Annotated in this window: 23 protein-coding genes and 1 tRNA gene; 13 read left to right on the top strand and 11 right to left on the bottom strand. The window is 60.6% G+C overall.

Annotation, left to right across the window (positions count from 1 at the left end):
• Positions 1–111 precede the first annotated feature (111 nt).
• The gene (locus BLR57_RS09105; RefSeq protein WP_089697014.1) at positions 112–1,383 is read left to right on the top strand and encodes a hypothetical protein; all 1,272 of its coding nucleotides are present in this window, start codon (positions 112–114) and stop codon (positions 1,381–1,383) included.
• 9 nt (positions 1,384–1,392) lie between these two features.
• Here the strand turns inward: BLR57_RS09105 and BLR57_RS09100 are convergent, their stop codons facing one another.
• A complete protein-coding gene (locus BLR57_RS09100) occupies positions 1,393–2,049 on the bottom strand; it encodes a DUF8102 family protein (RefSeq protein WP_089697011.1) in 657 nt (218 codons plus the stop codon).
• 309 nt (positions 2,050–2,358) lie between these two features.
• Between BLR57_RS09100 and BLR57_RS09095 the strand changes: the two genes are divergently transcribed.
• A complete protein-coding gene (locus BLR57_RS09095; RefSeq protein WP_089697008.1) occupies positions 2,359–2,886 on the top strand; it encodes a hypothetical protein in 528 nt (175 codons plus the stop codon).
• Positions 2,887–2,995: 109 nt separating this feature from the next.
• The gene (locus BLR57_RS18915; RefSeq protein WP_139173309.1) at positions 2,996–3,472 is read left to right on the top strand and encodes a hypothetical protein; all 477 of its coding nucleotides are present in this window, start codon (positions 2,996–2,998) and stop codon (positions 3,470–3,472) included.
• 529 nt (positions 3,473–4,001) lie between these two features.
• Here BLR57_RS18915 and BLR57_RS09085 read toward each other — a convergent pair.
• Together BLR57_RS09085 and BLR57_RS09080 are read right to left on the bottom strand one after the other, a co-directional pair.
• Complete coding sequence (locus BLR57_RS09085; RefSeq protein ID WP_089697002.1) at positions 4,002–4,262, bottom strand: DUF7386 family protein; 261 nt, start codon at positions 4,260–4,262, stop codon at positions 4,002–4,004.
• Positions 4,255–4,467, bottom strand: a complete 213-nt coding sequence (locus BLR57_RS09080) for a DUF8053 family protein (protein ID WP_089696998.1) — start codon at positions 4,465–4,467, stop codon at positions 4,255–4,257. Before BLR57_RS09080 ends, BLR57_RS09085 begins: the two co-directional genes overlap by 8 nt.
• A gap of 172 nt (positions 4,468–4,639) precedes the next feature.
• Between BLR57_RS09080 and BLR57_RS09075 the strand changes: the two genes are divergently transcribed.
• The 7 genes from BLR57_RS09075 to BLR57_RS18910 all read left to right on the top strand — a co-directional run bounded on the left by BLR57_RS09075 (position 4,640) and on the right by BLR57_RS18910 (position 11,312).
• Positions 4,640–5,032, top strand: coding sequence for a DUF8023 family protein (locus tag BLR57_RS09075; RefSeq protein WP_089696995.1), 393 nt, complete (start codon positions 4,640–4,642; stop codon positions 5,030–5,032).
• A gap of 4 nt (positions 5,033–5,036) precedes the next feature.
• A complete protein-coding gene (locus BLR57_RS09070) occupies positions 5,037–5,267 on the top strand; it encodes a hypothetical protein (RefSeq protein ID WP_089696992.1) in 231 nt (76 codons plus the stop codon).
• Positions 5,268–5,404: 137 nt separating this feature from the next.
• Entirely contained in the window at positions 5,405–6,874 is a 1,470-nt protein-coding gene (locus tag BLR57_RS09065) for an Env/VP5 family phage fusion protein (protein WP_089696989.1), read from the top strand.
• A gap of 52 nt (positions 6,875–6,926) precedes the next feature.
• Entirely contained in the window at positions 6,927–7,610 is a 684-nt protein-coding gene (locus BLR57_RS09060; protein ID WP_139173307.1) for a DUF8063 family protein, read from the top strand.
• The gene (locus BLR57_RS09055; RefSeq protein WP_089696985.1) at positions 7,607–8,455 is read left to right on the top strand and encodes a hypothetical protein; all 849 of its coding nucleotides are present in this window, start codon (positions 7,607–7,609) and stop codon (positions 8,453–8,455) included. Before BLR57_RS09060 ends, BLR57_RS09055 begins: the two co-directional genes overlap by 4 nt.
• Positions 8,448–9,602 carry an ATP-binding protein gene (locus BLR57_RS09050; protein WP_089696982.1) on the top strand — a complete coding sequence of 385 codons (1,155 nt, stop codon included), beginning with the start codon at positions 8,448–8,450 and terminating at the stop codon, positions 9,600–9,602. Before BLR57_RS09055 ends, BLR57_RS09050 begins: the two co-directional genes overlap by 8 nt.
• Positions 9,603–10,214: 612 nt before the next feature.
• Positions 10,215–11,312, top strand: a complete 1,098-nt coding sequence (locus BLR57_RS18910; RefSeq protein WP_139173305.1) for a hypothetical protein — start codon at positions 10,215–10,217, stop codon at positions 11,310–11,312.
• Between the two features lie 277 nt (positions 11,313–11,589).
• On the opposite strand, the gene BLR57_RS09035 is transcribed toward BLR57_RS18910, so the two are convergent.
• The 5 genes from BLR57_RS09035 to BLR57_RS09015 form a co-directional block, all read right to left on the bottom strand.
• Positions 11,590–13,578: a DUF7845 domain-containing protein gene (locus BLR57_RS09035; protein WP_089696974.1), complete on the bottom strand. Its 1,989-nt coding sequence runs from the start codon at positions 13,576–13,578 to the stop codon at positions 11,590–11,592.
• Positions 13,579–13,687: 109 nt separating this feature from the next.
• Positions 13,688–13,912 carry a DUF7563 family protein gene (locus BLR57_RS09030; protein WP_089696969.1) on the bottom strand — a complete coding sequence of 75 codons (225 nt, stop codon included), beginning with the start codon at positions 13,910–13,912 and terminating at the stop codon, positions 13,688–13,690.
• 120 nt (positions 13,913–14,032) lie between these two features.
• Positions 14,033–14,106, bottom strand: a tRNA-Ile gene (locus BLR57_RS09025).
• Between the two features lie 117 nt (positions 14,107–14,223).
• The gene (locus BLR57_RS09020; protein WP_089697637.1) at positions 14,224–14,715 is read right to left on the bottom strand and encodes an FxsA family protein; all 492 of its coding nucleotides are present in this window, start codon (positions 14,713–14,715) and stop codon (positions 14,224–14,226) included.
• A gap of 106 nt (positions 14,716–14,821) precedes the next feature.
• Positions 14,822–16,231, bottom strand: a complete 1,410-nt coding sequence (locus BLR57_RS09015; protein ID WP_089696966.1) for a KaiC domain-containing protein — start codon at positions 16,229–16,231, stop codon at positions 14,822–14,824.
• Between the two features lie 147 nt (positions 16,232–16,378).
• Between BLR57_RS09015 and BLR57_RS09010 the strand changes: the two genes are divergently transcribed.
• Positions 16,379–17,197 (top strand): NAD(+)/NADH kinase, encoded by an 819-nt coding sequence (locus BLR57_RS09010; RefSeq protein WP_089696963.1) that lies wholly within the window; start codon positions 16,379–16,381, stop codon positions 17,195–17,197.
• A gap of 71 nt (positions 17,198–17,268) precedes the next feature.
• Here the strand turns inward: BLR57_RS09010 and carB are convergent, their stop codons facing one another.
• Positions 17,269–20,472: a carbamoyl-phosphate synthase large subunit gene (carB, locus tag BLR57_RS09005; RefSeq protein ID WP_089696960.1), complete on the bottom strand. Its 3,204-nt coding sequence runs from the start codon at positions 20,470–20,472 to the stop codon at positions 17,269–17,271.
• Between the two features lie 351 nt (positions 20,473–20,823).
• Between carB and BLR57_RS09000 the strand changes: the two genes are divergently transcribed.
• Entirely contained in the window at positions 20,824–21,201 is a 378-nt protein-coding gene (locus BLR57_RS09000; protein WP_089696957.1) for a DUF7522 family protein, read from the top strand.
• 123 nt (positions 21,202–21,324) lie between these two features.
• On the opposite strand, the gene BLR57_RS08995 is transcribed toward BLR57_RS09000, so the two are convergent.
• Positions 21,325–21,858 (bottom strand): DUF5815 family protein, encoded by a 534-nt coding sequence (locus tag BLR57_RS08995; protein ID WP_089696955.1) that lies wholly within the window; start codon positions 21,856–21,858, stop codon positions 21,325–21,327.
• A 676-nt stretch (positions 21,859–22,534) separates the two neighbouring features.
• Here BLR57_RS08995 and BLR57_RS08990 point away from each other — a divergent pair.
• A complete protein-coding gene (locus BLR57_RS08990; protein ID WP_089696952.1) occupies positions 22,535–23,848 on the top strand; it encodes an NAD(P)/FAD-dependent oxidoreductase in 1,314 nt (437 codons plus the stop codon).
• Here BLR57_RS08990 and BLR57_RS08985 read toward each other — a convergent pair.
• Positions 23,845–24,549 (bottom strand): DUF4396 domain-containing protein, encoded by a 705-nt coding sequence (locus BLR57_RS08985; protein WP_089696949.1) that lies wholly within the window; start codon positions 24,547–24,549, stop codon positions 23,845–23,847. The genes BLR57_RS08990 and BLR57_RS08985 overlap by 4 nt on opposite strands.
• Positions 24,550–24,557: the final 8 nt, after the last annotated feature.

The following is a 24,557-nucleotide window of genomic DNA, read 5'->3' as shown; positions in this document are numbered from 1 at the left end:
CACCGATAGGTCTTCTATCAGTAGGAACTCATGTGAAATGCTTATCACCTCCTGTGCGGAATGATCCTAGCACACACGCGAAATCTCGGGTGCAGGAATACGTCCGCAACCATGTTCGAAAATAGCCTCCACTACTACACCTTCGGCGAGTACAAAGAAATTGAGCGTGCTGCACCCTACTACGATTCTCTCATAGTTTCGTCTCATTTCGTCGTTACAGAGACAGACAAGATCGCTGGGACGCTGTCCAACCTCCAACCGGAACAGCAGATAGACTTCTACGTTCAACCGTACCTCCCCGAGTTCAGGAAGGGAGACAACTTTCGAAAGTCGAACGGAGAGCTTCGCTCGTGGGCGAGTAACCTGGCAGAATACTACGGGCCACCAATCTCTGACGTGCTGGAAAATCGGAGCAACCTCAACTACTTCGACTTCAGTCGCGAAGACCAGAAGAAGATAATCGAGAAGTCGTGCGACCTGCAACTGGATTTGCTGGATGAGGCCAGCGAAAACAAGCTAGGACGCTACCTCGACAGCGTTGCCAGTCTAACTCCTCGAGCCCTGGTTCCTTGGTACGTTAAGATCAATAGTCGGCCAGATATCCGGGCGAATGAGGAGATTATCAACTACGCGGCCGAATACAGTGATTGTCCCGTCAAGCCCTGCTTCTACGTGGATAAATCCTTCATCCATACCGAGAGCAACAGAAGAGAGATTGTACGTGCAGTGGAGGAGGCTCCGGTTCGAGAGGTGTTCCTGTGGATTGATGGATTCGATAAGCGAGATGTTTCTATCGGGGAACTCTGCAAAGCTCTCGACTTGGTTGAACGGGTCTCCCAGCGAGGAGTTGATCCGCACATGATGTACAGTGACTACTTCGCTAATCTAATGGCCTTCTTCGGTCTCCGTGGTGTAAGCTTTGGAATCGAGCATGGCGAGTCTAAATCGGAAAAAACGGACTCCGGTGGTGGCAGTGGTGACAGTGTTCGATATTACTACAACCCCGTGAAGGAGTTCCTCAACGTCTACGACGTCGAAGACCTTGGCACGGACTTTGATGACCCGCTCTGTGAGTGTCAAGCCTGCGACCCGGTCATGAACTCTTGGAGCGACATATTCCAGCTCGCAGATGATCGCAAAGCTCGAGCCCAACACTATATCACAACCAGAGACGGGCATCGCGAGACTGTCACGAATGAGACGCTCGATGACCTCGTTGGAGAACTATGGGACGGCGACGACAAGTATCAGGAAGCGTTGGACGACACCGACCACGCTGCAAATGCGAACCACCTGCGGAAATGGGCAACGGCGATAGAACACTACGTCGAAGAGGAGAAGCAGCGCGAGTTGTCTGACTACTCACTCACTACGACATCGTAGAGTTAACCGCTATTCGTCATCTGGTTCGTAATTCAGATTAATCTCGACATCCTCAGACTCTACGGATAATTGAGATGATATCTGCTGGAGAAGCATATCAAGCGACTCGGCATCGATGTCAAATTGGCCAGAGTTGATGACTGCTCTAATCTCTTCTTCGGATAAGGGTTCGCCACTATTCAACTTCGAAACAAGATCTTCCATGTCGGGCTTCCCACGAGAAACATCGATATCGACCGAGACGCTGTCAACCAAGTATCCCTTACTCTCCTCAGCACCAGCAACTCCTTCTTTGAGAACCGCCTCAAATGAATCGCCAGCATCGCTGACGCCCAGATATAGTAGAGAAATTGCGTCGGAAATCCCTTGCGAGAACATAGTTGATTCAACAAATTCGCGTAGCTTCTCGCTAGATATCTCATCATCAGAAGACTTCGCCATATGCTTCGAGAATACCTGCTTTCGATCTCTCTCGTCAAGGTGATGTAGAAGGATACTGAAGTCCAATATCGAATTCTTGACCCTCTTACGTATCCTGTAGCGAGCATCCCGCTCAGATTGTTCACTCGAGAATTCTTTCTTTCCCTTCAGGAACTTACGATCATCTGGAGTGAGTATTCCCCTATCCCGATCATCCGAAGGCATCATTTGTTTTGTCTCGTCCATAGTCGGTATCCACCTATGCTATTGTTTAATTGGGCTATCTTGTTAACCATTTTGGTGGATGTCGTAGGTGTTGCTGCGGTAATACTAAGTGGGGGGAGTTAGATAGAGCTAGGTGCAGACAAAGTTGGTCGTCGTAGAAGCAGTCGGACGCGGGACCCGTTTGCATCCAGGGTAATGTGGAAGTTGGCTTGGATGCCGGGTCAACAACAGCACGCCCGACGGGCGACAGTCAGGACTGTCACCGCTCATCAGTCGATTTGGTGGGCGGCTTCTTGAATCTGTCGTCAATCGGGCGTGGGAGCTACAGCAATGAGTGAAGATCCCACCCCGACCGAGGAATTGACTGAGAAACGAACGAAGCTGCTGAAGGTCATCGCGGCCGACCTTCCGAACACCGAGTTCGCACGCAGCCAGCTGAACGCTCACCTCTACTACAACGACGTGAGCGAACACATCGACGAGGACGACGACGAGGAAGAGGACACGCTCCAGACGACGACCTCGCTCCTCAACAAAATCGTCGAAGAGGACGGTTACCTCAAGAAGACCCAGCAGGGCGGTGAGACGAGTTTCATCCTCGACGACGAAGCAGACGAGGACAAGGGCGAGAAAGTCACCGCAGTTACGCCCAGTGAGATTCGAACCATCGTTAGCCAGGTGTGTAACCGACACGGCGTGTCGGTCAGCTTCACCGACGACGAGATCGTCCGGTGGAGTCTGGTCACGCGGCGAGTGAACGCTGCTGTCGGTCATCGAGTGCTTCGCATCGCCTCGATGCCGAACGAGTACCGCCTGCGCGAGGCAGGGTACGAGATCATCGCCGACGAGCTGCTCTAACGCGGCTGTCAGAGCCCATCGAAACACACAGGCTCTTTGGTATCAGTTCAGTACTCCTTTTTTGACGACCTGCCCGAAGCTAGAAATGACTCCGCGTTGAGTCCATGCTATGGTCAAAGTTCGATGGAACACCGAAACAGGCGCATTATGCTCAGTCGATGCAGCAGACGGGCCTGGGAGTTACACAGACGACGTTGATCCCAGTTCGATTCATGAGAGTCTCGAATCAGTTCCCATCACAAGTGAGGAAGTAATCGCTGGTGCTCTCATCGACAGGTACGACGGGAAGCTATCCCAGATGGATTGTCGAGTGACTGTTGACACGTATTTCTCCGACACTGACGACCCAAAAATCGCTACGACGATCGCATTTATCCAAGTAGCAGACGAAGAGTCGAAGCACTCCTTACTCGAGTGCGAGAGTTGCGACTATGAGCCTACGGGAGAGCAGAACTGGGACTTTGGAGTCAGAAAAGATGGACAGTGGACGTATCACGATTTCAGTTGTCCACAGTGCGGTTCGATTGTCCACATCGAACTCGTAGAAGCACCACCAAGTCCCCAACCAACAATCGGTACCCCGTGAGGACCTCTCCCTTCTGTATCCCATATCAATCAATATATGCACGGGGGGTCTGATTGCGTGAATCTACACTGACTGACCAGTCGTTCTTTATTAACCACGCCATGAGACTCGCTGCACCCGCTTCAGCACACACGGGATTCTGCTCGCTTTCTATGCACTCCCGATGACCATGACCGCCGAAAAGGTGCATACATCAAGGCGACCGTATACATCTACGCCGAACCCCGTGGGGTCGCGCTCAAAGACACCCATCCACGGGTATCGAAACCGACTTTATCAACCCACTGTCGGATAGAGTATGGCGACCGAAGCCCTCCAGCGAACGATTCGACGAGTGACGGCCGTTATCGTCTTCCAATTGAGTATCATCATGCAGATGCTGACCGAGATAGAATACATGGGTCTGATCTCTATTCTGCCTCTTATCCTCGGATCTGTCTCCGTCCTCTATCTGCTCGGAAGCTTTTCGCTCAGCTTGGACGATCACCAGAGCTCAGAAAACACCTCTTCGTAATTCTCTCCGACCGACCTACCGCCACTTACTCTCAATCGCCGTCCGATACCGTAGTCCCAACACTGACGTGTTACAGCAGTCCTTCACCGTCTGTGGTGGGTACTGATCTCGGACGTCCTCGAGATTCTCGCGTGATTCGACCAGGTGCGTGAGTGCCGCGTCGAGGACCACCGACATCGGTGGGTCGTCGAGGTCGTCCCGGGCGACGATCTCGCTGGCGCGCTTGAGGAGCAGCTGGCGTTCGTCGGTGAGCTTCAGGCTGGTTCGCTTAGTCATCGCACCGGAGGAGCTTCTGAATCTCAGGGACGGTCCCGTTCTCGACCGCGCGCACGAGGTACGCGCCACGAGAGAGTCGCTGGACGTGCATCTCCTGCTCGCGGATGTTCCCCTCGGCGTCGACCATTCCGTCCAGTCGGAGGTCGTCCTTGTTCAGCGTCACCGTTCCAGAGCCGTCGCGTTCGACGAGTTTTCTGAATCCCATGCTCAGAACGGGCGGCCACCCGATTGCACTTAACAGTACCCCCTCTTGATAGATTAGAGACCGTTCGTCCCAGACCGTCGGCAGAGGGTGCCCTTTCCTACTAGCAATCAGTCAAGATACCTCCTATTTTGCGGACAGATAAGTCTAGACGGGTGATTTCAGCGGTGACGTTATGGCAGAAAACGAAATCGACCCAATCGACCTTGCAGCACTGATCTTGGTACCCTTCATGGGTGCCATCGCACTCGGCACTATCAGCCTCCAGGTGAACCTGCTGACCAACTTCTCGTTCAACGACGTCGTTTGGTCCGGTTCTGGAGTGAGCATCTCCTGGGCGTCGCTGCTGACGCTTGCCGGCATCGCGTGGATCGTCGTCACCAACGAGCTGGACGGCTCGGAGTACGAGCAGTGGCAGTACGGGGTCATCATCGTCGCCTTCGGTATCGTTCCGGCGTATATGTTCATCCCGTTCGTCCAGGACTTCGTCGACTCGAGCGACATCATCAGCTTCGTGCTGGTCCTCGTGCAGTCGGCCTCCGCAATCTTCGTGAGCTACGTGGAGTGATTCGATGAGCCGAATCGAACAGACCCGAACCGAGCTGGTGAATCGCCTTGTCATAGTCATGGCAGCGGGCTTCTCGACGGTCACGTACGGCCTCGACGTCCTCACGGACGGTGCTGTCGGGGTGGTCTTCGCCGCCCCCGCGCTCCTGGCTCTCGCAGTCGTGGCTTACGACAAGTACCTCGCGAGCAAGGACATCGACGATCTGCCGGATGGCGTGGTGATGGTGGATGAGTGATGTACCGTCTCGCACTCCCACAGTGGCAGTGTCTCGTTCTACTGCTTCTCTGGGCGTTCGTGTGCATCATCTCGTACAGCCTGATTACGATAGCCGCGATAGGAGCGGTTCCGTGACCGTCCTCGAGGAGGTCGCTGATGCTGCGTAAGATTGCGCGGCTAACCCTCGCGTTCGTTATCGTCTCGAGTGCGGTCCTCGGCGGCGTCGGCGGCGGAATCGGACAGGCAGAGGCTCAGACCAGCATCAGCGTGGAACAGTGCGACCTCTCACGCGGTGTCGTGAATCCACTGTGGCTGCTCTACGACATGGCCGACCTGAAGAACGAATGCGGATTCTTCACTGCCGACAGTGACGCCACGTCGAACATCGACTTCTACCAATCCTCGCAGGCTATCGGGTCTCAGACGGACAGCTACATGACGACCTCCAATAACCTCGCGAACGACATCGAGCCGGTCCTCATGTGCAAGGCGAAGGCACGCGTCATCGAGGGGCTGAACGACGGGAACACGTCGGCAGTCGTAAAATCAGAGGCGAACGTCACGGTCCGCGATTACACCACTCGCCAGCAAATCAACTCTCTCGAAAACTGGAACGCGGCGATGTACTCTCTGGAGTACCAGTGGTCTCAAAACAACTCGTCCCTGTACACAAAAGAACACTCTACCGAACCAACCGCGCCCATCGTCGGGTGGGCTACCACGAACGTCTCCCTCAACAACGGCACTCAACACAAGTGGCGTCTACCGGTCTACGACATTGGCACTCAACAACGCGTCTGGGAGCCTCGTGACCAAGCCGACGACGGGACCGGAACACCGAACGTCTACAACGTCTCTGGCACCGCACCCACAGACTCCTACCACGTCTACCAAGACGGCGGAGTCTATCAGGGTGGGGCCAGCCAAGACTTGACCGAGTTCGAGATTGTCGACATCACCGACTACTACAACCTGCTCGACCAGTCGGCCTCCCAAAGCCAGCGCGTGCAGGACAATGTGAACGCTCTCGTCGACGGCGTCTATGGTTCGTACCAATCGGGTGACTTGAACGCGACCGCACTCAACGATGCCTGTACCCTCGCACACGAGGGGGGCACTAACAGTAGCTCCACCGGCTACTACGGCTATGCAGCCGCCGAACTCGCCAAGTACGGCCTCTCTAGCAACTTCAACTCCTCGTTCTCCGTCACGTCGAACGGCACGACTTACAACGGCACGCTGTTCTACAGCGGCGAAGACGTGAGCAGCTTTGAAGCAAACCAGACGTACGACCCGGCGAACCTGTCGGGAACGACGTACATGGCCGTCCAAGACGGCAACGCCTCGCGCGTCGTCCAACTGGACGAGTCGTGGCAGGTGAACGAGATTACGAATCCGAAGACGGGCGAGACACAACAGAACACGACTGTTCAAAAGTACGTCTACGAAACGTACGACACCAACCGCCTTCAACAGGAGATTGAACGCGCTCTCGAAATCCGCGAGCAGGTCGAGGCAGCAGAGAATGAAGGGGGAGGTGGTTTCGGTATCAACATCGGAGGCACGCAGTTCGCCACCCTCGGCGTCGTTGTCGCCCTCCTTGTCGTCGCACTATTCCGACCGTAATACGCTTATGAACCACATTTTTCGGGTTCTCGCGGTGCTGGCAGTCGTCGCTATGACTATGACCAGCGGAGTCGCTGGCCTCGAGCAGGCCACGTCGACGCCGACACCGACCGGGAACCAGACGGCCACCGACGAACCGCTCACTAACCAGACGAACACGACCGCCGCTACCGACGAGCTGGTGAATGTCACGAGGGACTACATCAACGAGACGCGGAACACCACGACCTCGCCGAAGACCTCGGGAACGTCGACCTCCACACCAACACCAGAGCCGTCGACCCCGGATGTCGACCGGAACGCGACCACCTACGCTGCCGAGATCGGGCCGGTCACGAAGCTCGTCGACTGGGACTATCGGGACGGCCGGTTCTATCTCCTCGTAGAGTCGAAGATTCCGAACCGAGTCACCCTCTCGGAGTCACCTGACGTCTCTCGAGGGGCGGGCTCGTTCAACATCAAGACGGTCAACGTCCCGCGCGGGCGGACGATGCTCGAGGTCAACGCGGCCAAGAACGACGGTGCCGCCGTCGTGAGCATCACCACGTCACAGTGTATCGCTGCAGGAAGCTGTGGCTACGTCTCGACTGGTCAGAAGGGCGGTCCCTCGCCCTTCGAGCAGACGACGTCGACGGCTGGCTGGTTAGGCGGCGTCACAGTCACCGGCCTCATGGTCACTGTCGCGGCCTACCGACGCAAGCACAAGGAACACGACCCGGTGGAGGGACTCGAATGAGCGAACCGCTGCCGACGTTCCGGAACAACAAGGACCGAGCGGTCTACCTCCTCGGCGAGTACAAAATTCCGCTCTCGGTGATGGTCCTCGCCGCAGGTGTGTGGGCTGTCTACGCAAGTCCACAGCTTCCCGACGTCCCGCAATCCGTCGCCGCGTTCGCACTCGCCTCGTTCGTCCTTGCACTCCCGACCTATATGTTCGGCAACGCGATCTCGAGTTACCTCTTCCCTGGTCCCGAACGAATCGAGGTCGGGATTGCGGACCCTGGTACGGAATCCATGTACCGAGTCGTGACGGTCCTCCCGGAAGTCTGGGAGTCCAAGACTGTCGTTGGCGCACCCCCGTTCCAGCCCGAGGACGGCGTCGACTACGTCGTCACTCGGTTCAACTGGTACGACGACATTGGCGAGCTGGAAGTCCGTGGTTGTGAACAGGCCGACCTCGAGCCGGGACTGGCGTGGGAGAACGCTTCGCGAGTCGACGAACTATACGCACACCACCACGCCGTTCGGCGCGCCTACTCGCAACTCAAGGCGACGGTCCTCCGGCGTGGGACCGAGATCCACGACCTCACACTGATGAAAGAGATGGCGGAGCAGGAAGACGCCACGCTCGCACCTGGTGTCAGCGTCACCAGCATGATCGAAGAGATGGAGGACGAGATCGAGGACCTCCCGGACGCACCGGAGCCCGACGGTCGGACGCAACACCAGCGACGCAGGGGTGTCGACAACGGCCGACCGGACGACTGGTTCAGCGATGACTATGACACCGACCTGCTCCGCGAGGAGACGAACGGACACAGCGAACGACCGGTAGCAGCCGACGGAGGCAACAATGAGTGACGAACAAGGAAACGGCGGCGAATGGGCCGCTTCGGAGTCAAAGGACTGGAAGGACGGACGGCACCGACGAGACAACGAGCACGTCTACGCTCACGCGGGCGAAGTACGGAACCGGAACTCTCGTCGGCACCTCTCGATTCTCAAGGCAGCCTACGAGCGAGCGTATCGACGAGGCTGGCTCGAATCTGGCTGGCCCGCTCAGTTCGAGAAGACAGTGGCATACAAGCAACGGATGGGCTACCACGCGACGGAAGGGTTCAGCGACCGTCTCGCGGCTGGCGACGCGGCCGGGATTCGCCACTACGTCGGCAGCCAGCAGGACGAGCCCGACGTCTCTGGTATTCGTGTCCTCCGCACCCTCGAGGAACTCATCGGCCGCGACGCGGCTATGCTCTACCTCTACGGCCACATGGGCAACGGCAAGACGTTCTTCGCGTGTCTCCTCGCGGAACTCTGGCACGGGATGCACGGTGAGAACGCCCAGGTGGGAACGAACATCCGCACGCTCGAGGCGGCCGACGAGTGGATCTGTACCTGGGCGGACCTCGAAGAGTGGATGGTTGAAGACGAGCAGACCGTCCTCGCCGGCAACCAGACGCCGAAGCTGTTCGTCTTCGACGAAGCTTCGAGTACGGCGTCCGGTCGCGGTCGCGACGGCTGGGATGCAAGCACGAAGCTCGCGACGATGGTCTACCGAATCCGCAAGTACGGCGGTTCGATCATCATCATCGGTCACGACGGGAAGGACGTCGCCCCAGCAGTCCGCGAACTCTGTACGGCGTGCCACAAGACCGGGAAGAAGACCGCACAGTTCTACCGCGACGTCAAGAACCGGAAGGGACGCAACCCGCTCACCGAGCCACTGCAGGGAATCCCGCTCCCGGACAAGAGCTGGCAGCCGAACACGAACGACCTCGCGCCGTGGAGCTGGCAGGAGGGCGAGGAGCAGGGTGTCGACGCCGAGAAGAGCTACCGTGAGATGGCTATTTGGACCGTCATCAACTGCAAAGAGCAGGGACTGTCCCACCGTGAAACGGCCAAATACGTGCCGTTCAGCAAGTCTCAGGTCGGTCGCATCTGGTCGGACTACCAAGACGGCGACGCCTACACTGAAACGCGGGACACCGTTAACGAGGTATTCGCGTGACAGCGTCGACTTTCTTCGGTGTCCGTGTCCCGGGACACCCCGCGGTCTGTAGACGGGACAGTGGTCATACCGGACCCCCTCGCTTCGCTCGGTTCGCCATGACTGTGCGGACCACCGGCCGCCGAGATATATATAATATACGCGAGGCGCACGCGTGAACCGCTCGAGCAACGCGAACCGATACGGCTCGCTGGCAGAGCGAAAACTCTGTGAGTCGCGTGGACTGATTCGAGAGGGGAAGCACACCAGCTGGTGTGACGCGGAGTTCAAGAATGGCACGCCGGTCGAGATCAAGGCTGGGATGGTGTCAACTGGATACTGGCAGATCTACGAGAAGTACCATAACGAGCTACGGAATCACAACGGGTGGTACGGGTTCGTCGTATACAAGCCAGTTGGCCGTGGGATTCGAATATTGAAAGAGCGGATGGTCCATTCGAGTAATCTGCCGCCGCTGACATGGTCGAACACAAACCACCAACAGCGACAATCTGCTAAAGCTCGGATACGCTTTGAGGAAATTGTTAGATAGTGATAACGTCATCAAATCAAAATCAGTGCGTCACAAGACTCTGTCAAAAGTTTATGTTCACTGAATATGAATTCTTGCCAATGCCAGATATAGAAGGACAGCATGAATTCTACTTGGGGGCTTCAGCATATGAGGGCGGTCACATTTCTCTCACAGATGCTTTTGATCTAGGAATTATTCTAGAGTACTTCAGGTACATCGACGTAAGTGACCAGAATCCTCAAATCGGAACTCAGGAAGACAGCAAGGTGTTGGGTGGGCTATACCAATTGGAAAACAGACTTAGGGATAGTACGATTGAGACCCCAGTCACAGGTCAAATTGTGGAATTCAGGACGAAGTTGGAAGCAAAATATGACTCGCCAGAGGACACGATCTCGGATGAGGATCGGAACGAACTCGGCCAAAATGCAGGTACTTGGCAGCATCTATTACGGCGCGAACTCTCGCACGAACAGCGGATTCCTGTCTCATCATCGGGACTATTAGATCCCAACCGTTTGCTGAACTCTCCTGAGGAATTATTTGACACGTATGTCTGGAGCTGGCTCGATGAACGACCACAAAATGACCTCCGTGAAGCCTGTAAGACCATTGTTGTGGACTGTTCTACATCTTCTGTAATGTTGTCATTACGTGCAGTTGAGCACTGCCTTCGACAGTGGTACGAGCATCAAAACGAAGATTTGGAGGCCGGTGCTTGGGGTCAGGTTCTGGATCAACTGATGCAGGAATATGCAGAGGAAGAAAAGAAGAATGATACCGTTCTCACTCAATTGAGCGACCTTCCACCAGTTCTATCCAACCTGTACTATTTGAAAGAGAAAAGAAACGAAGTGAGTCACCCTGAACGTTCACCCAGTGCTCAGGAAGCCCGTAGGACACTAATGATTGTCGCAGCGACAATAACAGACATCCACACGGAACTGCGCGAGGACTTAATCCCAGCCGTATCCGATCTCAACCTTGATTTTGCTTCTGAAGATGACGATCTAACTGACGTCCTAGTCAAGCTCATTGACGAACTTGACGACGGTTCTGGAGCAAAGTACGATGCGATCTACCGGTGGGGAGAACAGGTGGGAATCCACCGTGAGGTAATTGAAGAGACTATCCATGATCTCCTCATGTCGGGGTATGTGTATGAGCCCGACTACGGGCGTGTTAAGTCGATTTGAAGTCGCGCCGTTTGATAAACACGTCCCCCTCTTTCGAGTGGATCAACTGGAAATTTTCGCGCGAGCAACCGCCGCGGTTTTTTTCTTGTTGTGCCGTTAGGCACACGGACTAAGGGGGGTTGTCCCAACCACCGGAACGCACCCCCGCACCTCTCCACGTAGATCGCAAAGACCAGCCACAGCTCTCGGACGAAAAGCAGCAAAGCAGGTACTGGTGCGCGGTAGGGTACATAAAGAACAGACTCGCAGGATAGTGATGCCTCTCCGCTGGACCGCGTCAGCGGAGCGGCGCGACGTGCTGACCGTTGACCGAGACCCACGCGTTCGACGTGCGGATGATGCCACTCGACTCGTGGCGGTTGCCCTCGTAGTCGGACCAGACGACGGTCGACTTCTCGACGAACTCGAGAGCGGTCTGGAAGCCCTCGCTCCGAGCGGCTTCGTAGCCTTCGCGGAGGAGCTTCGTCAGCTCGAAGCGGTCCAGCGGGCGGCCGTCGTGAACCTTCACGAGCAGGCCGTCAGCGGACTGCGAGACGGTCGTCATGTTCTTCCGAGCCCACTGACCCAGAGCTGTCTCGGCGAGGTCACGGTTGTCTCTCTCGACGAGAGACCGAACCTGATTGTTGACCCACGAGGTCGCACTCTCGAAGGTCGAGAGCAACTCCTCGAAGCGGTCACGAACGATGCCGTCCGTGAATGAGGCTTTCCCACCAACGACCTCGAAGACGTCGCTGAACGTCTCCGCGGCGCGGTAGACGGTCTGGCGAGAGACACCCGTCTGTTCGGTGATGTCGTCGATGTGCTGACCGTCGCCGCCCTCCAGGACGGCCGCGACGACCGCCTTCCGCTTCTCGGTGGCATCGTTGCGAGCGAAGTTCTGCAGCGCGACGTCTTCCTCCTGGTCGCGGAGGTCGTCCATCGGGTTGTCGTAAATCGGGACATCGCGATGGTCGACCTCGGCCTGGAAGTATTCGTCCGCGGTGAACGGCTCGCTCGACGACGTCGGGATACCCGACCAGTGGAGCGAGTTCACCAGCGCGCTGTCGAGATCGGCGAGAAGGTCGTCCTTGTCATAGTCATCGGCGCGCCACGGCACCGAGTCGAACTCGCTGTATTTCGGCGTGAACTGCAGCTCGTACTTCGGGTCGCGAAGAGCATCCTCGTCGGGTGAGGTCTCTTCGCTTCGGACTAGCTTCGGATGGTAGTACTTCGCTCGAGCACCGGCCTGCATCCCCGGCAACAGCTTCTGCCAGGATTCGTCGTCGAGAACCACCGCGTTGCGATGACCGACGACCTCCTCGTTGTTCCACTTGTACTCGCCACGGCCGCCAGAGACCTTCGCGAAGTCCGCGAGCTGGTCGAGGAAGCCGTTACGGGAAACGAGATGTCTCTCGCCGTAGGTCCGATCGACGCGGACGTACTGCGCGAGGTTGTAGACGCGGCTGTTCGGATGCACGCGTTCAGCACCGAAGTAGCCGGAGTTGACGTCAATCTCGTCACACAGCTTCTGGAGCAGCGGGACGATTTTGTCAGGATGGACGTTCGACGAGTGTACCTGGACGCGCACACCGTAGGGGAGGTCGCGCGGCATCGAACCGATTCGGTCGCCGGTCTCGTGGTGCGTCGCGCACGGGAGTGACGGCCGGAACTGGAACGTGACCTTTCGCTCACCAGCGGCGTCACCCGCCTCGAGGCCGATCTGGAACTCCATGTACTGCTCGTAGCTCTCGCCGCGAGCCGCAATCTTCCCCTGCCAGTGGCGTGTCCCACCTTTCACGTCGGACGGGAGGATACGCCATGCGTGACCGTCGAAGCCGAACGGGTCGACCGTCTCGGAGAGGTCCGGCTCGTACTGTGACACCAGCGCGAAGAACGGCATCATTGCCTTCTGGTTGTGCCGCGCGACGACTTGCCCGTCTTCCAGGTCGCTCACGTCGTCCTCGAACAGTCCGTGGTCTTCCTCGGTGAACAAGAGATGTGCACCGAGTTCGTGGACTTGTGGCCGAATTGTTGGGACTGGGCCCTCGAGTGACTCACGGACTCGCTCGCGACGTTCCTCACGTCGCTCGTGCTCGTCTCTGTTGGTGTTCGTCCTTGGACCCATCTCTGGGAGCGGGATGTCTCTCCCGGCGTCAAGGTCCGCCTCGTCGCTCGTGGTCTCGACACTGGCGGTGAGCGAGTCATCTTCATCGGAGCGAACGGCTTTTGCTCCCTCGAGCGCGTCGAAGATGTCCTCCTGCGCGCCTGGGTTCTCCCAGTCGCTCACGGCTGCTCCTCGAAGGCGTGACGCACGTCGTCGTCAGTCGCCTGCGTCGCCGGGTGCGCGACAGTCGTCCGAGTCGAGACGTGGTACAGCTCGCTCGCGCGGACGAACGTCACGCTGGCTCACCTCCGTGGCGGCCGAGAGACGTCTCTGGGTCGGGGATGTCGACGTCGAGACCGGCACCGCTCCCGTGCGAGAGGCGAATGAGCGTGTCACACTCGTTGCAGCGGTGCGCGCGGTTGTCGTCGTCGCCGAAGGTACGGCGGAAGCTCCGCGTGACGTGAGAATCGCAGTGAAGACACCGACTCCTGCTGCTCGCGAGCAGTCGAGTCGGCATCAGAACACACCTCCAGAGACCAGAAGTCTCTCTCGGTGTTGTTGTAACGAGATTAGGTGGCTGGGGAGTTTTCCCTGACCCCTAACAATCAAGCCCGTGAAAACGGACTTAATTTCAGGATGGGCCAACGCGGATTTGAACCGCGGACCTCCCGGTTATCAGCCGAGCGCTCAACCTGACTGAGCTATTGGCCCAGGTTAGCGCGTCTATTGCTTGTCCGGATTACTGTTTAAAGATTCCCCTTTGATTTGCCCTTTGTGTCTGTCGGTTTTTCGCCCGACTGCGACGTGTTCGCAGGGTTCAAATCGGGGTCAGTTGTCGTCTTCGAAGCGGTACGATTCGGGGTCCAGATCGTAGGCGTCGCTGCTCTCGCTGTTGGGGAAGCCACCGGTCCAGACGCCGCCGGTGACGAACCCGCCGGCGCGTTTGTCCAGATACGGTTTGACCACGTAGCGTTTGAGCACTTCGCGAATCGGATAGCGAGTGACGGGCACCGCGAGCAGGAAGCCGATGGTGTCGGTGACGAGCCCCGGCGTGAGCAGGAACGCGCCAGCGGCGATGAGCAGGCCGCCGTCCATCGCCTCGTTCGTCGGCAGCTCGCCCATCGAGAGCCGACGCTCGAACTGCCGCAGCGTATGTCGGCCTTCGGCGCGCACGAGCAACATCCCCACCAACCCGGTGAGGACGACGAGTGCGACGATGGCCGGCCACGCGAGGACGTCGGAGGCCGCGAGCGCGACCAGGACGAGCGAGTCCGCCAACGGGATGAGTAGCAAGAGCGCTATCAGGTAGCGCGGTTTCATGTTCGTCCGTTCCGCTCGCGCCTTCATAGCCCTTTTGTCGCACGGCGGACGACGCGGGCGGCTGTCTCAGCCGTTCTGTCGGCGATAAAGTGCCGAAGACGCCTCGTCAGAAGATGTTCGCCTGCCGGTAGACGCTGATACCCTCGTTCGTGATCTCGTAGGGCTTCGTCTCGCGGGAGTGGTTGGCGTCCCGTATCTTCTGAATCTCGACGGCCAGCCGCGTCTCGCGGAAGTCCGACGGGCGGACGTACTGGAGGACGAACACGGCGTCGGTGAGATACTCGACGATACCGTGTCGGGAGGCGTAGGGACTCTCCTCGCTCGCCTCGGAGGTGAGCATCGTCGTCACGCCGACCTCTTTCAGCGAGCGCGTGAAGTCGAAGACCTCGCTGCGGCGTTTCGACGGATGGTCGTACATCATCTCCAGGAGCGACACCGAGTCGAGGACGAGCCGCGAGGCCCCGAAGTCGTCGATGAGCCGTGGGAGGTCGTTCCGGATGCTCGCGAGGCTGTTCGCCATCTCGATGGGGTCGAGCGCGATGATCGCCAGTCGGCCCTCTCGGTCGTATTTGCGGAAGGGCCAGCCCTTCTCTTCGGCCGTCGAGAGGATTGCCTCGCGGCTCTCTTCGAGCGTGATGTAGACCGCGCTCTCGCCGTTCTCCAGTGCCTCCTGCAGGAACTGGAGGCCGAAGGTCGTCTTCCCGGTCCCGGCACTGCCGATGGCGACCATCAGCGACCGCTTGGGGACGCCGCCGAGGATCATCTCGTCGAGACCTTCGATACCGATGCGGATGCGGTCGATGTCGGACTCGAACTCCTCCTCGTCGAACGAGTTGCCGCTGAAGCCGAAGTCGTCGTCGCCGTCGCCGCCACCGCCGCCGAAATCGCCGAACCCGAAGTCTTCGTCACCGCCGCCGCCACCGAAGCTCCCGCCGGCTCTCTCATCGAAGTCGCCACCGGCTCCACCGCCACCGGCTCCACCGCCACCGGCTCCACCGCCACCGGCTCCACCGCCACCGAAGTCACCGAAGCCGAAGTCCTCGTCACTGCCACCGTTCTCGCCGCCCGTCCCCGCGGGGCTGGGCGCGTTGTCTAAGGCGGTCGTGAAGTCCTCGGCGAACGGGTCGTCACCGGTACCGGAACCGTCGTCGCCAGCGTCGGCCGTATCGTCCTCGCGACCCTCGTTGCCCGCGGTGTCGCCGTCTCCCGGGCGATCACTGCCGAAGGCCTCCGCCAAGTCACCGTCCGGGTCGACTGTCTCGGGGGCTTCAGAGCCTTCAGAGCCTTCGGAGCCTTCAGAGTCCTCCGAGACCGTGGAGTCGAAGGTGTCGCCCGAACGGGAGTGGTCGTCGGCGTCGTCGGCCTGGGTGTCGTCGGCCTCGGCCTCGGTGTGGTCCGGTTCCTCGGACAGCTCCGGCCCCTCTCCCTCCCCGTTTGCCGTCTCCCTGGCCTCTGCGGCCTCCTCTTCGTCCAGTTCGCGGAGCGCGCGCTCGAACCAGTCGTCGTCGTCAGCCACGAATTCTCCCCCGTGGCCGCTGGTAGGGCCTACCTCGCGAGGACGTACGGCCTGTCATCATCGGATTGTCGGTGTCCTGTCTCATGAATGTTGCCCGTGGGTCGGCTGTACGGAGGCCTTTTGTCGACCCGACGAGAACCGCCGGACATGAACGTCGGCATCGTCGCACAGCGGGGCAACCGCCGAGCAGCGCGGCTCGCGGCCGACCTCCGCGAGCGGCTTACCGAGGCGGACGTCGGGGTACGGTTCGACGAAGAGACGGCCGATGCGTTGGACACGGCGGGCGTCGACGTGAGCGAGTTCGCCGCCTGCGACCTCGTCGTCAGTATCGGCGGCGACGGTACCTTCCTCTTCACGGCGCGCGGCGCGCAGGACACCCCCATCCTCGGCGTCAACCTCGGCGAGGTCGGCTTCCTGAACGCTGTCTCGCCCGACGACGCCGTCGAGATGGTCATGGAAGAGGTCGAACTGCTCCGCGCGGGCGACCTCGAACCGCGGGAGGTCCCCCGACTCGCCGCCAGCGTCGACGGCTGGACGAGCCAGGCCGCCGTCAACGAGGTAGTCGTGCAGGGACCGCGTCGCGGCCGCGGCGGCGGCGTCGACGTCGAGGTCCGCGTCGACGGCTCGCTCTACTCCAGCGGCCACGCGGACGGCGTCCTCATCGCGACGCCGACGGGGTCGACCGCCTACAACCTCAGCGAGGGCGGCCCGCTCGTCCACCCGGAGGTCGGCGGCCTCATCGTCACCGAGATGTGCGCTGCGGAGGGGATGCCCCCGCTCGTCGCCCCGCCGGATAGCGAAGTGACGGTCGTCGTCAACGGTGGCGAGGCGGTCGTCGTCAGCGACGGCCGGGATAAACACGAAGTCGAAGCACCCGCCGAAGTCCGCATCGCCCAGACCGACCCGCCCGTGCGACTCGCCGGACCGGCCTCGGACTTCTTCCAGGCACTGAACAAACTGAACTGACCGAACTGGACTGACCGAAAAACAGCGGGTTCGTTCGTCTGCTATTCGAAACGACGGAGCGACGCGTCGGCCTACTTGCCCCACTCGGCGGTCGTCGTCGGGCGGTCCGAGACGGCCTGCACGTCGATGGGTTCGTCGCGGGCGCGGAGACCTTCGAGGGCGGCCTTCGCACTCGCGTGCGTGGAGAAGTAGGTCACGTCCTCCTCGACAGCAACTTCGAGAGCCTCGCGGTTGCGCGAGACGACGAGGTCGACCTTGCCCTCGCGGAGTGCCTGCCGGAGGTCGTCGAACTCCGCCAGCTCGAAGAACTCGCTGTAGCCGTCGACGAGTGCGGTCGCCTCGTCGCTGCCGACGTCCGGGAACTCGTCGGCCGAGAGGTCGACGACTGCGGTGCCACCGGCCGGGATGGCCTTGCCCGTCGCCGACTGGGCCTTCTCGTAGGCCTTGCCGAACGTGGAGGCTGTGCCCATGACCTCGCCCGTGGACTTCATCTCCGGGCCGAGCCGCGGGTCACTGCCCGGCAGACGGTCGAACGGCAGGACGACTTCCTTCACACTTACCTGCTCGGGAATCTGCTCTTCGGCTTCGAGTTCGTCGAGCGTCGACCCGGCCATGACCTTCGCGGCCAGCTTGGCGATGGGGACGCCGGTCGCCTTCGAGACGTACGGGACCGTCCGCGAGGAGCGCGGGTTGGCCTCCAGCACGTAGACCTCGCCGTCCTTCACGGCGAGCTGGACGTTCATCAGCCCGACCGTGTCGAGCGCCGTCGCGATGTCTTCGGTGACTTCGCGGACGCGACCCAGCGTCTCCTCGTCCAGCGAGCGCGGCGGAATCATACACGCCGAGTCGCCGGAGTGGACGCCGGCGGTCTCGACGTGTTCCATCACGCCGCCGATGAGGATGCGCTCGCCGTCGGAGACGGCGTCGACGTCGAGTTCGACCGCACCGCCGAGGAACTGGTCGACGAGGATGGGCTTGTCCGGCGAGACGCGGACGGCTTCCTCGATGTACTCCTTCAGGTCCTCGTCGTCGTAGACGACCTGCATCGCACGGCCACCGAGGACATACGACGGGCGGACGAGCACGGGATAGCCGAGCTCTCCGGCGAGGTCGAGGGCCTCCTCCTCGCTGGTCGCGGTGCCACCCTTCGGCTGTTTGATTCCCAGCTCGTCCATCAGCGCGTTGAACCGGTCGCGGTCCTCCGCGAGGTCCATCGCCTCGACGGTCGTCCCCATGACGTCGCAGTCGAGACCACGGCGCTGGATCTCGTCTTCGAGCGGTTCGCCGATATTGACTGAGGTCTGGCCGCCGAACTGGACCATCACGCCGTCCGCGCCGGTCGCCTCGACGACGTCGGCGACTTCTTCGGCCGTGATGGGTTCGAAGAACAGGCCGTCGGAGGTGTCGTAGTCCGTCGAGACTGTCTCGGGGTTGTTGTTGACGACGTGGGCCTCGATGCCCATCTCGCGGAGTGCCCGGACAGCATGAACCGAACAGTAGTCGAACTCGACGCCCTGGCCGATACGGATGGGACCGCCGCCGACGACGACGACGCTCTCCATGTCGCGGTTGACGCGGAGTTCGCCACCAGCCGACTCACCCTTGTACGGCCCGGTGAAGAACTCGGGCTTGCGCGAGGAGTAGTAGTACGGCGTCTGGGCTGCGAACTCGCCCGCGCAGGTGTCGACCTGCTTGTACGTGCGGCCGGGGACGTTCTGTTCGACCGTGTCGACGGTCTCGCCGGTCGATGCAGCGATCTGGGCGTTCGTGAAGCCGGCCGTCGCGGCCTCGGTGAAGTTGCCGTCCTGGGCGGCGACCGAGGAGTCGGCGACGCGCTTGAACCGTTCGACGTACCACTCCTTGATACCGGTAAGTTCGATGACTTCCTCGACCGTGTAGCCGCGCTCGAACGCCTCGAACATCGCGTAGGGGCGGTCGGGCGTCGGCTTGACGAGATACTCGTTTTCTAACTCTTCGTCGTCGACCTCCGCCCAGTCGGCGGCGGGGTCGTATTCGGACGACCTGAGGGACTTCAGGAGCGACTCCTCGAAGGTGCGGCCGATGGCCATCGCCTCACCTGTCGACTTCATCGCGGTGCCGAGTTCGAAGTCGACGTCGCCGAACTTGTCCTTCGGCCACCGCGGGACCTTCGTAACCACGTAGTCGATTGCGGGCTCGAAGGCGGCGGTCGTCTCGCCGGTGATCTCGTTCGTAATCTCGTGGAGTCGCTTGCCGAGGGCGACTTTGGCTGTCACGCGGGCGATGGGGTAGCCGGTCGCCTTCGAGGCGAGCGCGGAGGAACGGGAGACACGCGGGTTGACCTCGACAACGCGGTATTCACCGCCGGGGGTGCCGTCGTCGTGCCACGCGAACTGGATGTTACAGCCCCCCTGAATGCCGAGTTCGCGGATGACGTCGAGCGCGGCCGTACGCATCTCCTGGTGGCCGTCGTCGGGGATGACCTGCGAGGGCGTCACGACCGTCGACTCGCCGGTGTGGATGCCCATCGGGTCGATGTTCTCCATGTTGCAGATGATGATACACGAGTCGTCGGCGTCGCGCATCACCTCGTACTCGAGTTCGACCCAGCCCGCGATGGACTCGGTGATGAGCACCTCGCTGTTGCGCGAGAGGCGCAGGCCCTTGCGGACGCGCTCGATGAGTTCGTCCATCTCGTGGACGACGCCGGAGCCGGAGCCGCCGAGCGTGTAGGTCGTCCGCGAGATGACGGGGAGACCACCGACGTCGTCGACGGCGGCTTCGACGCGGTCGACGAGCGTCTCTTCGTTCATCTCCTGGACCGACTCGCCCTCGTCGAGCGAGATGGTCGTCGACTGCGGGACGGGCTGGCCGATGTTCTCCATGCGCTTGCGGAAGAGGTCGCGGTCCTCCGTCGCGTAGATGGTGTCGAGCGGCGTCCCCATGATGTCGACGTCGAACTCGTCGAGGACGCCTTCCTCGGCCAGTTCGGCGGTGACGTTCAGCCCGGTCTGACCGCCGAGACCGGCGATGACGCCGTCGGGGCGTTCCTTCTCGATGATCTCCGAGATGGCCTCGGTCGTGATTGGCTCGATGTAGACACGGTCGGCCATCTCCGGGTCGGTCATGATGGTCGCCGGATTGGAGTTGACGAGGACGACTCGGGCCCCCTCCTCCTGCAGTGCGCGACAGGCCTGCGCGCCGGAGTAGTCGAACTCCGCTGCCTGTCCGATCTGGATTGGGCCACTACCGATGAGTAGAATCGTTCTCTCTTCTGAGGGTTCCTCGTCGGGCATTATCGAGTGAAAATCCGCACATCGTAATAAGCCCGGCGAAAGGTTACGAGGTGCGAAGCAGTTTTGCGAATTTCGTAATTCTTGCAGTGGATCGGCGAGAAAGCCCCGGAGCGTCGTCACTGAGTGGTACGACGGCTGTGGGTGATAGTCGCTTGCATAGACGCAACGGGTCGGCTGCCGCCCGGAGTACGACGAAACCTCGCACACGTCGAGTGCGAGTGAGAATTCCTCTCATAGTCGGTGTGTCGGCCTCAAAATCTGAAAATAGTAACACTTCAGAGACTATTGTTGAAACGTCCCGGAGAAATGGGCCACGAGATATTTAGGTGACGAGCGTTGCGTCCGAGTACAATGACTCGAAACGTTACACCACCGAGTCAGCTCCTTCACCACCTGAAGAAGCAAGTCGGTCGCCAGCTGCGGTCGTTCGCACGCTACGACGACGACGGAATCGAGACGAGCTACGTCCGGTCGGATATCACACCGCAACAGGCGAGTCGACGGATGCGGGTCTCGAAACACATCTACGAGTCCGAAAAGCGGGTCTTCGACTCCGACACGTTGGACGCCGGGTTCGGCAACATCCACGCCTCGGTCCACTACTTCGACGGCGGTATCCTGATTCACCTGCTGACGGAGAACGAGTACGACGTGATCTTCTCGGTCGAACGGAGTGTGGGGTCGGGTCTCTCGAACTTCCTTCGGGAGTGCAGCGACCAACTCGACTGACGGCTGTGACCGCTGGCGACGCTTCTTAGTTTACTTCGGATTTCGGCTCTCTTATCGGACGAAACGGTCTGCGAGGCCTCACCTGACGAGACGGCCTACGCGGCCTACGCGCTCTCGCTCGCCTCAGACGTAGACGTCGTCGGCACTGAGGTCCCGCTGGTCGCGGTACTGCTCGACGAACTCGCCCACGTCGAAGTCCAGCATCTGTTCTTCGAACTCGGCGGTCGCGTTCGGGTCGTTGGCGTGGCTGACGGCGTGTTCCATCAGCTCGATGACCAACTCGACGATAATCTCGTGGAGGCGTCGCGAGTCGAAATCTGTCACCCAGATCATCGAGAAGCCGACGTCGTGGTCCTCGGTGACGTCCTCGGAGACGACCTGCTGGGGGAACTCTTCGAGGACGATGCCGAGCATATGGGGCGTGTCGAACTCGGGCATCTCCTCGCTCGTCGTCTCGATGGCCTCGCGGAGGACCTCGACGAGGAAGTCGGGGATGAAGCGGTCCGGGGGGTGGATGTCCATGACTACGGCGTGGCTCTCGCCGCAGGCACACTCGAACTCCCGCATCCCCATGTCGAGGTCGCGGATGTGTTTCTCCTCGCCACAGGGGAGTTCGAGCGTCTCGCCGCCTGCACCCGGCACGCGCGGTTCTGCCATGGATTCCGTTTGTGGTTTGGGTCGTTTAAACGTCGCGTTCTCGGGAGGTAGACTGTGTTGATGACGCTCGTGATTTTGAGAACGTTGCTACCGAGAATTGGAACATCTAGAAAGCCCACACGCTCTGAACTCCCGCCGCTCGCTGCGCTCCTCGTCACTCGTGTCACTCGTTCCTGTGGTGCTTACGTCGCGGAGGTTCGTTCAGAGCGCGTCCCCTTTCAGTCCCACCCCACCGCAACTGCCACAGCCACACCCTCCCCAGCCGACTCGCTCACTTCGTTCACTCATCCCTCGCGTGCGTGTCTCGCGGCCGTCGCCGCGAAGCCACGCGCCGTACCGGCTGAGCAGCCCACGGGCACTGACCGCGCCTCGTGCGCGGTCTCATGGGGAAGGGTCGGCGCGGTGCGGTCCTGGTGGCCCACAGAACGCTGCGCGTTCTGCGGCGCCACCGAGCTTCGCTCAGTGAGCGATTCAAAGGGCGAGTGTTCTCGGGGAAGCACGGCGACGTAAGCACCGCAGTCGAGCGGAGCGAGACGAGGAGCACAGCGAGTCGCGGGAACCCCGAGAGCACGAGGGCTTTGCTGAGTAGTCTGCACTGACTCGTCGGACCCACTCGAAACGAATCAGCCATCTGTCTTCCACAAGGGCCTTACGAGGAGGTTGCGGATTTCTCCCCATGATCGCAGTCGTCGGTGGCGGAATCGCCGGACTCGCCGCCGCCTACCGCCTCCAACAGCAGGGCCACGAGGTCCAGGTCTTCGAAGCCTCCGACCAGGTCGGGGGACTCGCCGCCCTCTACGAGACGCCCGGAGACCCCATCGAGAAGTTCTACCACCATCTCTCGAAGTCCGAGGAGACCATCGTCGAGTTGGCTGAGGAGCTGGGCGTCGCAGACCGTCTGGAGTGGCGTATCGGCAAGAACGCCTACTACGTCGACGGCGTGGTCCATCCGCTGGACAAGCCGTGGGAGATCCTCGCCTACCCGCACATGAGCGTCTACGACAAGTTCCGTCTCGGGATGCTCACGATGGAGATCGACGTCCGCGGCGGCAAACCCAAGTTCGACACCTACGACGACCTCGAAGCCTACGAGGACGTCCCCATCAAGCAGTTCCTGCTCGACCACACCACCCGCGGCGTCTACGAGAACTTCTTCGAACCACTCTTGCGCGCGAAGTTCGGCAGCCGGATGGACGACGTGAGCGCCGCGTGGCTGCTGGGCCGCATCAAGTTTCGCGGGGAGCGCGACCTGCTCAAGGGCGAGTATCTCGGCTACTTCCGTGGCGGCTTTCGGCCGCTGCTCGACGCGCTGGTCGACGCCGTCGGCCGCGAAAACATCACCACGGACGCACGCGTGAGCGAGGTCGACGTCGACGACGGCGCGGTCTCCGCGGTCACCGTCGAGACCGATTCGGAAACCCAGACCCACGACACAGACTCGGTGGTCGTCGCCGCGATGCCAAATGTCTTGGAGGACCTCGTCGGCTACGAGTGCGACATCGACTTCCAAGGGGCGGTCTGTGCGGTCGTCACGATGGACGAGCCGCTCACGGACACCTACTGGCTCAACATCGGCCACGAGGCACCCTTCGGCGCGCTCATCGAGCACACGAACTTCGTCCCGCCGCGACGCTACGGCGGCCAACATCTCCTCTACGTCGCGAGCTACATCCAGGACTACGACGAGTGGCTCTGGCAGGCCGACGACGAGGAAGTCGAAGATCGGTGGCTCTCACACATCGGCGATATGTTTCCGGAGTTCGACCGTGACTCCGTGCAGGAAGTCCGTATCGCCCGCAACCCCCGTGCCGCGCCGGTCTACGAACGCGGCTACCTTGATCTCGTCGTCCCGTACGATCTGGGTCAAGAAACGGTCGAGGGCGTCTACTACGCCGGGATGGCGAGTCGCGCGCAGTATCCCGAACGCAGCCTCAACGGCGGCATCGTCGCGGGCTACGAGTGTGCCGACCGTATCGACGAAAAGTCTTAGCTCCCCATCTCGGCGGGGTTCTTCATCCCCTCTTTGACGCCGAACTCCACGAGCAACACGTTGACCGGGAACGCCGCGAGGTAGCCGACCGAGAGCGAGAAGATGAGCGCGCCCCAGAACAGCGGCTCCGTGATCGTCGCCTCGCCCGCGAGCAGCAGGTCGGTGCCGATTGCGGTGACCTCCATCACGGTGATGCTCGGCGTCTCGCTGTAGAGCGCGTCGAACATCGCCTCGCCGAAGCCGACCCCCTCCTGCATGAGCGGGCCGACAGTGAGCGCGTAGCCGAACAGATACGCGAAGCCGAACGTCCCCGCGGTGACGACGAGCGAGCTATCGAGCGCGAGCACACCGGCGAGGAGGACGAAGCCGACGACCTCACCCGCGCCACAGCCCGAGTAGCAGTGCGCCGTCGACCGCAGGCCGCGTCGCCACAGCGAGTCGCCCGATATCTGCGTCCGGCCGGAGTACCAGTAGATGGCGAGGCCGAACGGGCCGGAGTAGAGAACCACGAGCGTCCAGACGAACTTCATCAGCGACGGAATCGCCTCGTTGCGGGCGCGGATGTCCCACCACAGCACGCCGAGTGCAACGGCCACGACCGCGGCCCAGGCGACGAGCACTGTCGGGTCCGAGAGCACCGGCGTCAGTATCTGTCGCGCTGGCGCGAGCAGTTGCTCGACCTGTGAGAGCAGACCGGGCATGGCCGTCC

Source organism: Halogranum gelatinilyticum (genome assembly GCF_900103715.1).
Taxonomy (GTDB): domain Archaea; phylum Halobacteriota; class Halobacteria; order Halobacteriales; family Haloferacaceae; genus Halogranum; species Halogranum gelatinilyticum.
The sequence above is the reverse complement of the archived record's forward strand: the minus strand, read 5'-3'. Positions and strand labels throughout refer to the sequence as shown.

What these genes read in the sequence shown, in the direction of transcription:
- BLR57_RS09095 (WP_089697008.1), top strand. Translation starts at nt 2,359, where the DNA reads ATGAGTGAAGATCCCACCCCGACCGAGGAATTGACTGAGAAACGAACG.
- BLR57_RS09055 (WP_089696985.1), top strand. Translation starts at nt 7,607, where the DNA reads ATGAGCGAACCGCTGCCGACGTTCCGGAACAACAAGGACCGAGCGGTC.
- BLR57_RS18910 (WP_139173305.1), top strand. Translation starts at nt 10,215, where the DNA reads ATGCCAGATATAGAAGGACAGCATGAATTCTACTTGGGGGCTTCAGCA.
- BLR57_RS09065 (WP_089696989.1), top strand. Translation starts at nt 5,405, where the DNA reads ATGCTGCGTAAGATTGCGCGGCTAACCCTCGCGTTCGTTATCGTCTCG.
- BLR57_RS18915 (WP_139173309.1), top strand. Translation starts at nt 2,996, where the DNA reads ATGGTCAAAGTTCGATGGAACACCGAAACAGGCGCATTATGCTCAGTC.
- BLR57_RS08990 (WP_089696952.1), top strand. Translation starts at nt 22,535, where the DNA reads ATGATCGCAGTCGTCGGTGGCGGAATCGCCGGACTCGCCGCCGCCTAC.
- BLR57_RS09085 (WP_089697002.1), bottom strand. Translation starts at nt 4,262, where the DNA reads ATGACTAAGCGAACCAGCCTGAAGCTCACCGACGAACGCCAGCTGCTC.
- BLR57_RS09075 (WP_089696995.1), top strand. Translation starts at nt 4,640, where the DNA reads ATGGCAGAAAACGAAATCGACCCAATCGACCTTGCAGCACTGATCTTG.
- BLR57_RS09010 (WP_089696963.1), top strand. Translation starts at nt 16,379, where the DNA reads ATGAACGTCGGCATCGTCGCACAGCGGGGCAACCGCCGAGCAGCGCGG.
- BLR57_RS09050 (WP_089696982.1), top strand. Translation starts at nt 8,448, where the DNA reads ATGAGTGACGAACAAGGAAACGGCGGCGAATGGGCCGCTTCGGAGTCA.
- BLR57_RS09030 (WP_089696969.1), bottom strand. Translation starts at nt 13,912, where the DNA reads ATGCCGACTCGACTGCTCGCGAGCAGCAGGAGTCGGTGTCTTCACTGC.
- BLR57_RS09060 (WP_139173307.1), top strand. Translation starts at nt 6,927, where the DNA reads ATGACTATGACCAGCGGAGTCGCTGGCCTCGAGCAGGCCACGTCGACG.
- BLR57_RS09100 (WP_089697011.1), bottom strand. Translation starts at nt 2,049, where the DNA reads ATGGACGAGACAAAACAAATGATGCCTTCGGATGATCGGGATAGGGGA.
- BLR57_RS09070 (WP_089696992.1), top strand. Translation starts at nt 5,037, where the DNA reads ATGAGCCGAATCGAACAGACCCGAACCGAGCTGGTGAATCGCCTTGTC.
- BLR57_RS08995 (WP_089696955.1), bottom strand. Translation starts at nt 21,858, where the DNA reads ATGGCAGAACCGCGCGTGCCGGGTGCAGGCGGCGAGACGCTCGAACTC.
- BLR57_RS08985 (WP_089696949.1), bottom strand. Translation starts at nt 24,549, where the DNA reads ATGCCCGGTCTGCTCTCACAGGTCGAGCAACTGCTCGCGCCAGCGCGA.
- carB (WP_089696960.1), bottom strand. Translation starts at nt 20,472, where the DNA reads ATGCCCGACGAGGAACCCTCAGAAGAGAGAACGATTCTACTCATCGGT.
- BLR57_RS09000 (WP_089696957.1), top strand. Translation starts at nt 20,824, where the DNA reads ATGACTCGAAACGTTACACCACCGAGTCAGCTCCTTCACCACCTGAAG.
- BLR57_RS09105 (WP_089697014.1), top strand. Translation starts at nt 112, where the DNA reads ATGTTCGAAAATAGCCTCCACTACTACACCTTCGGCGAGTACAAAGAA.
- BLR57_RS09080 (WP_089696998.1), bottom strand. Translation starts at nt 4,467, where the DNA reads ATGGGATTCAGAAAACTCGTCGAACGCGACGGCTCTGGAACGGTGACG.
- BLR57_RS09020 (WP_089697637.1), bottom strand. Translation starts at nt 14,715, where the DNA reads ATGAAACCGCGCTACCTGATAGCGCTCTTGCTACTCATCCCGTTGGCG.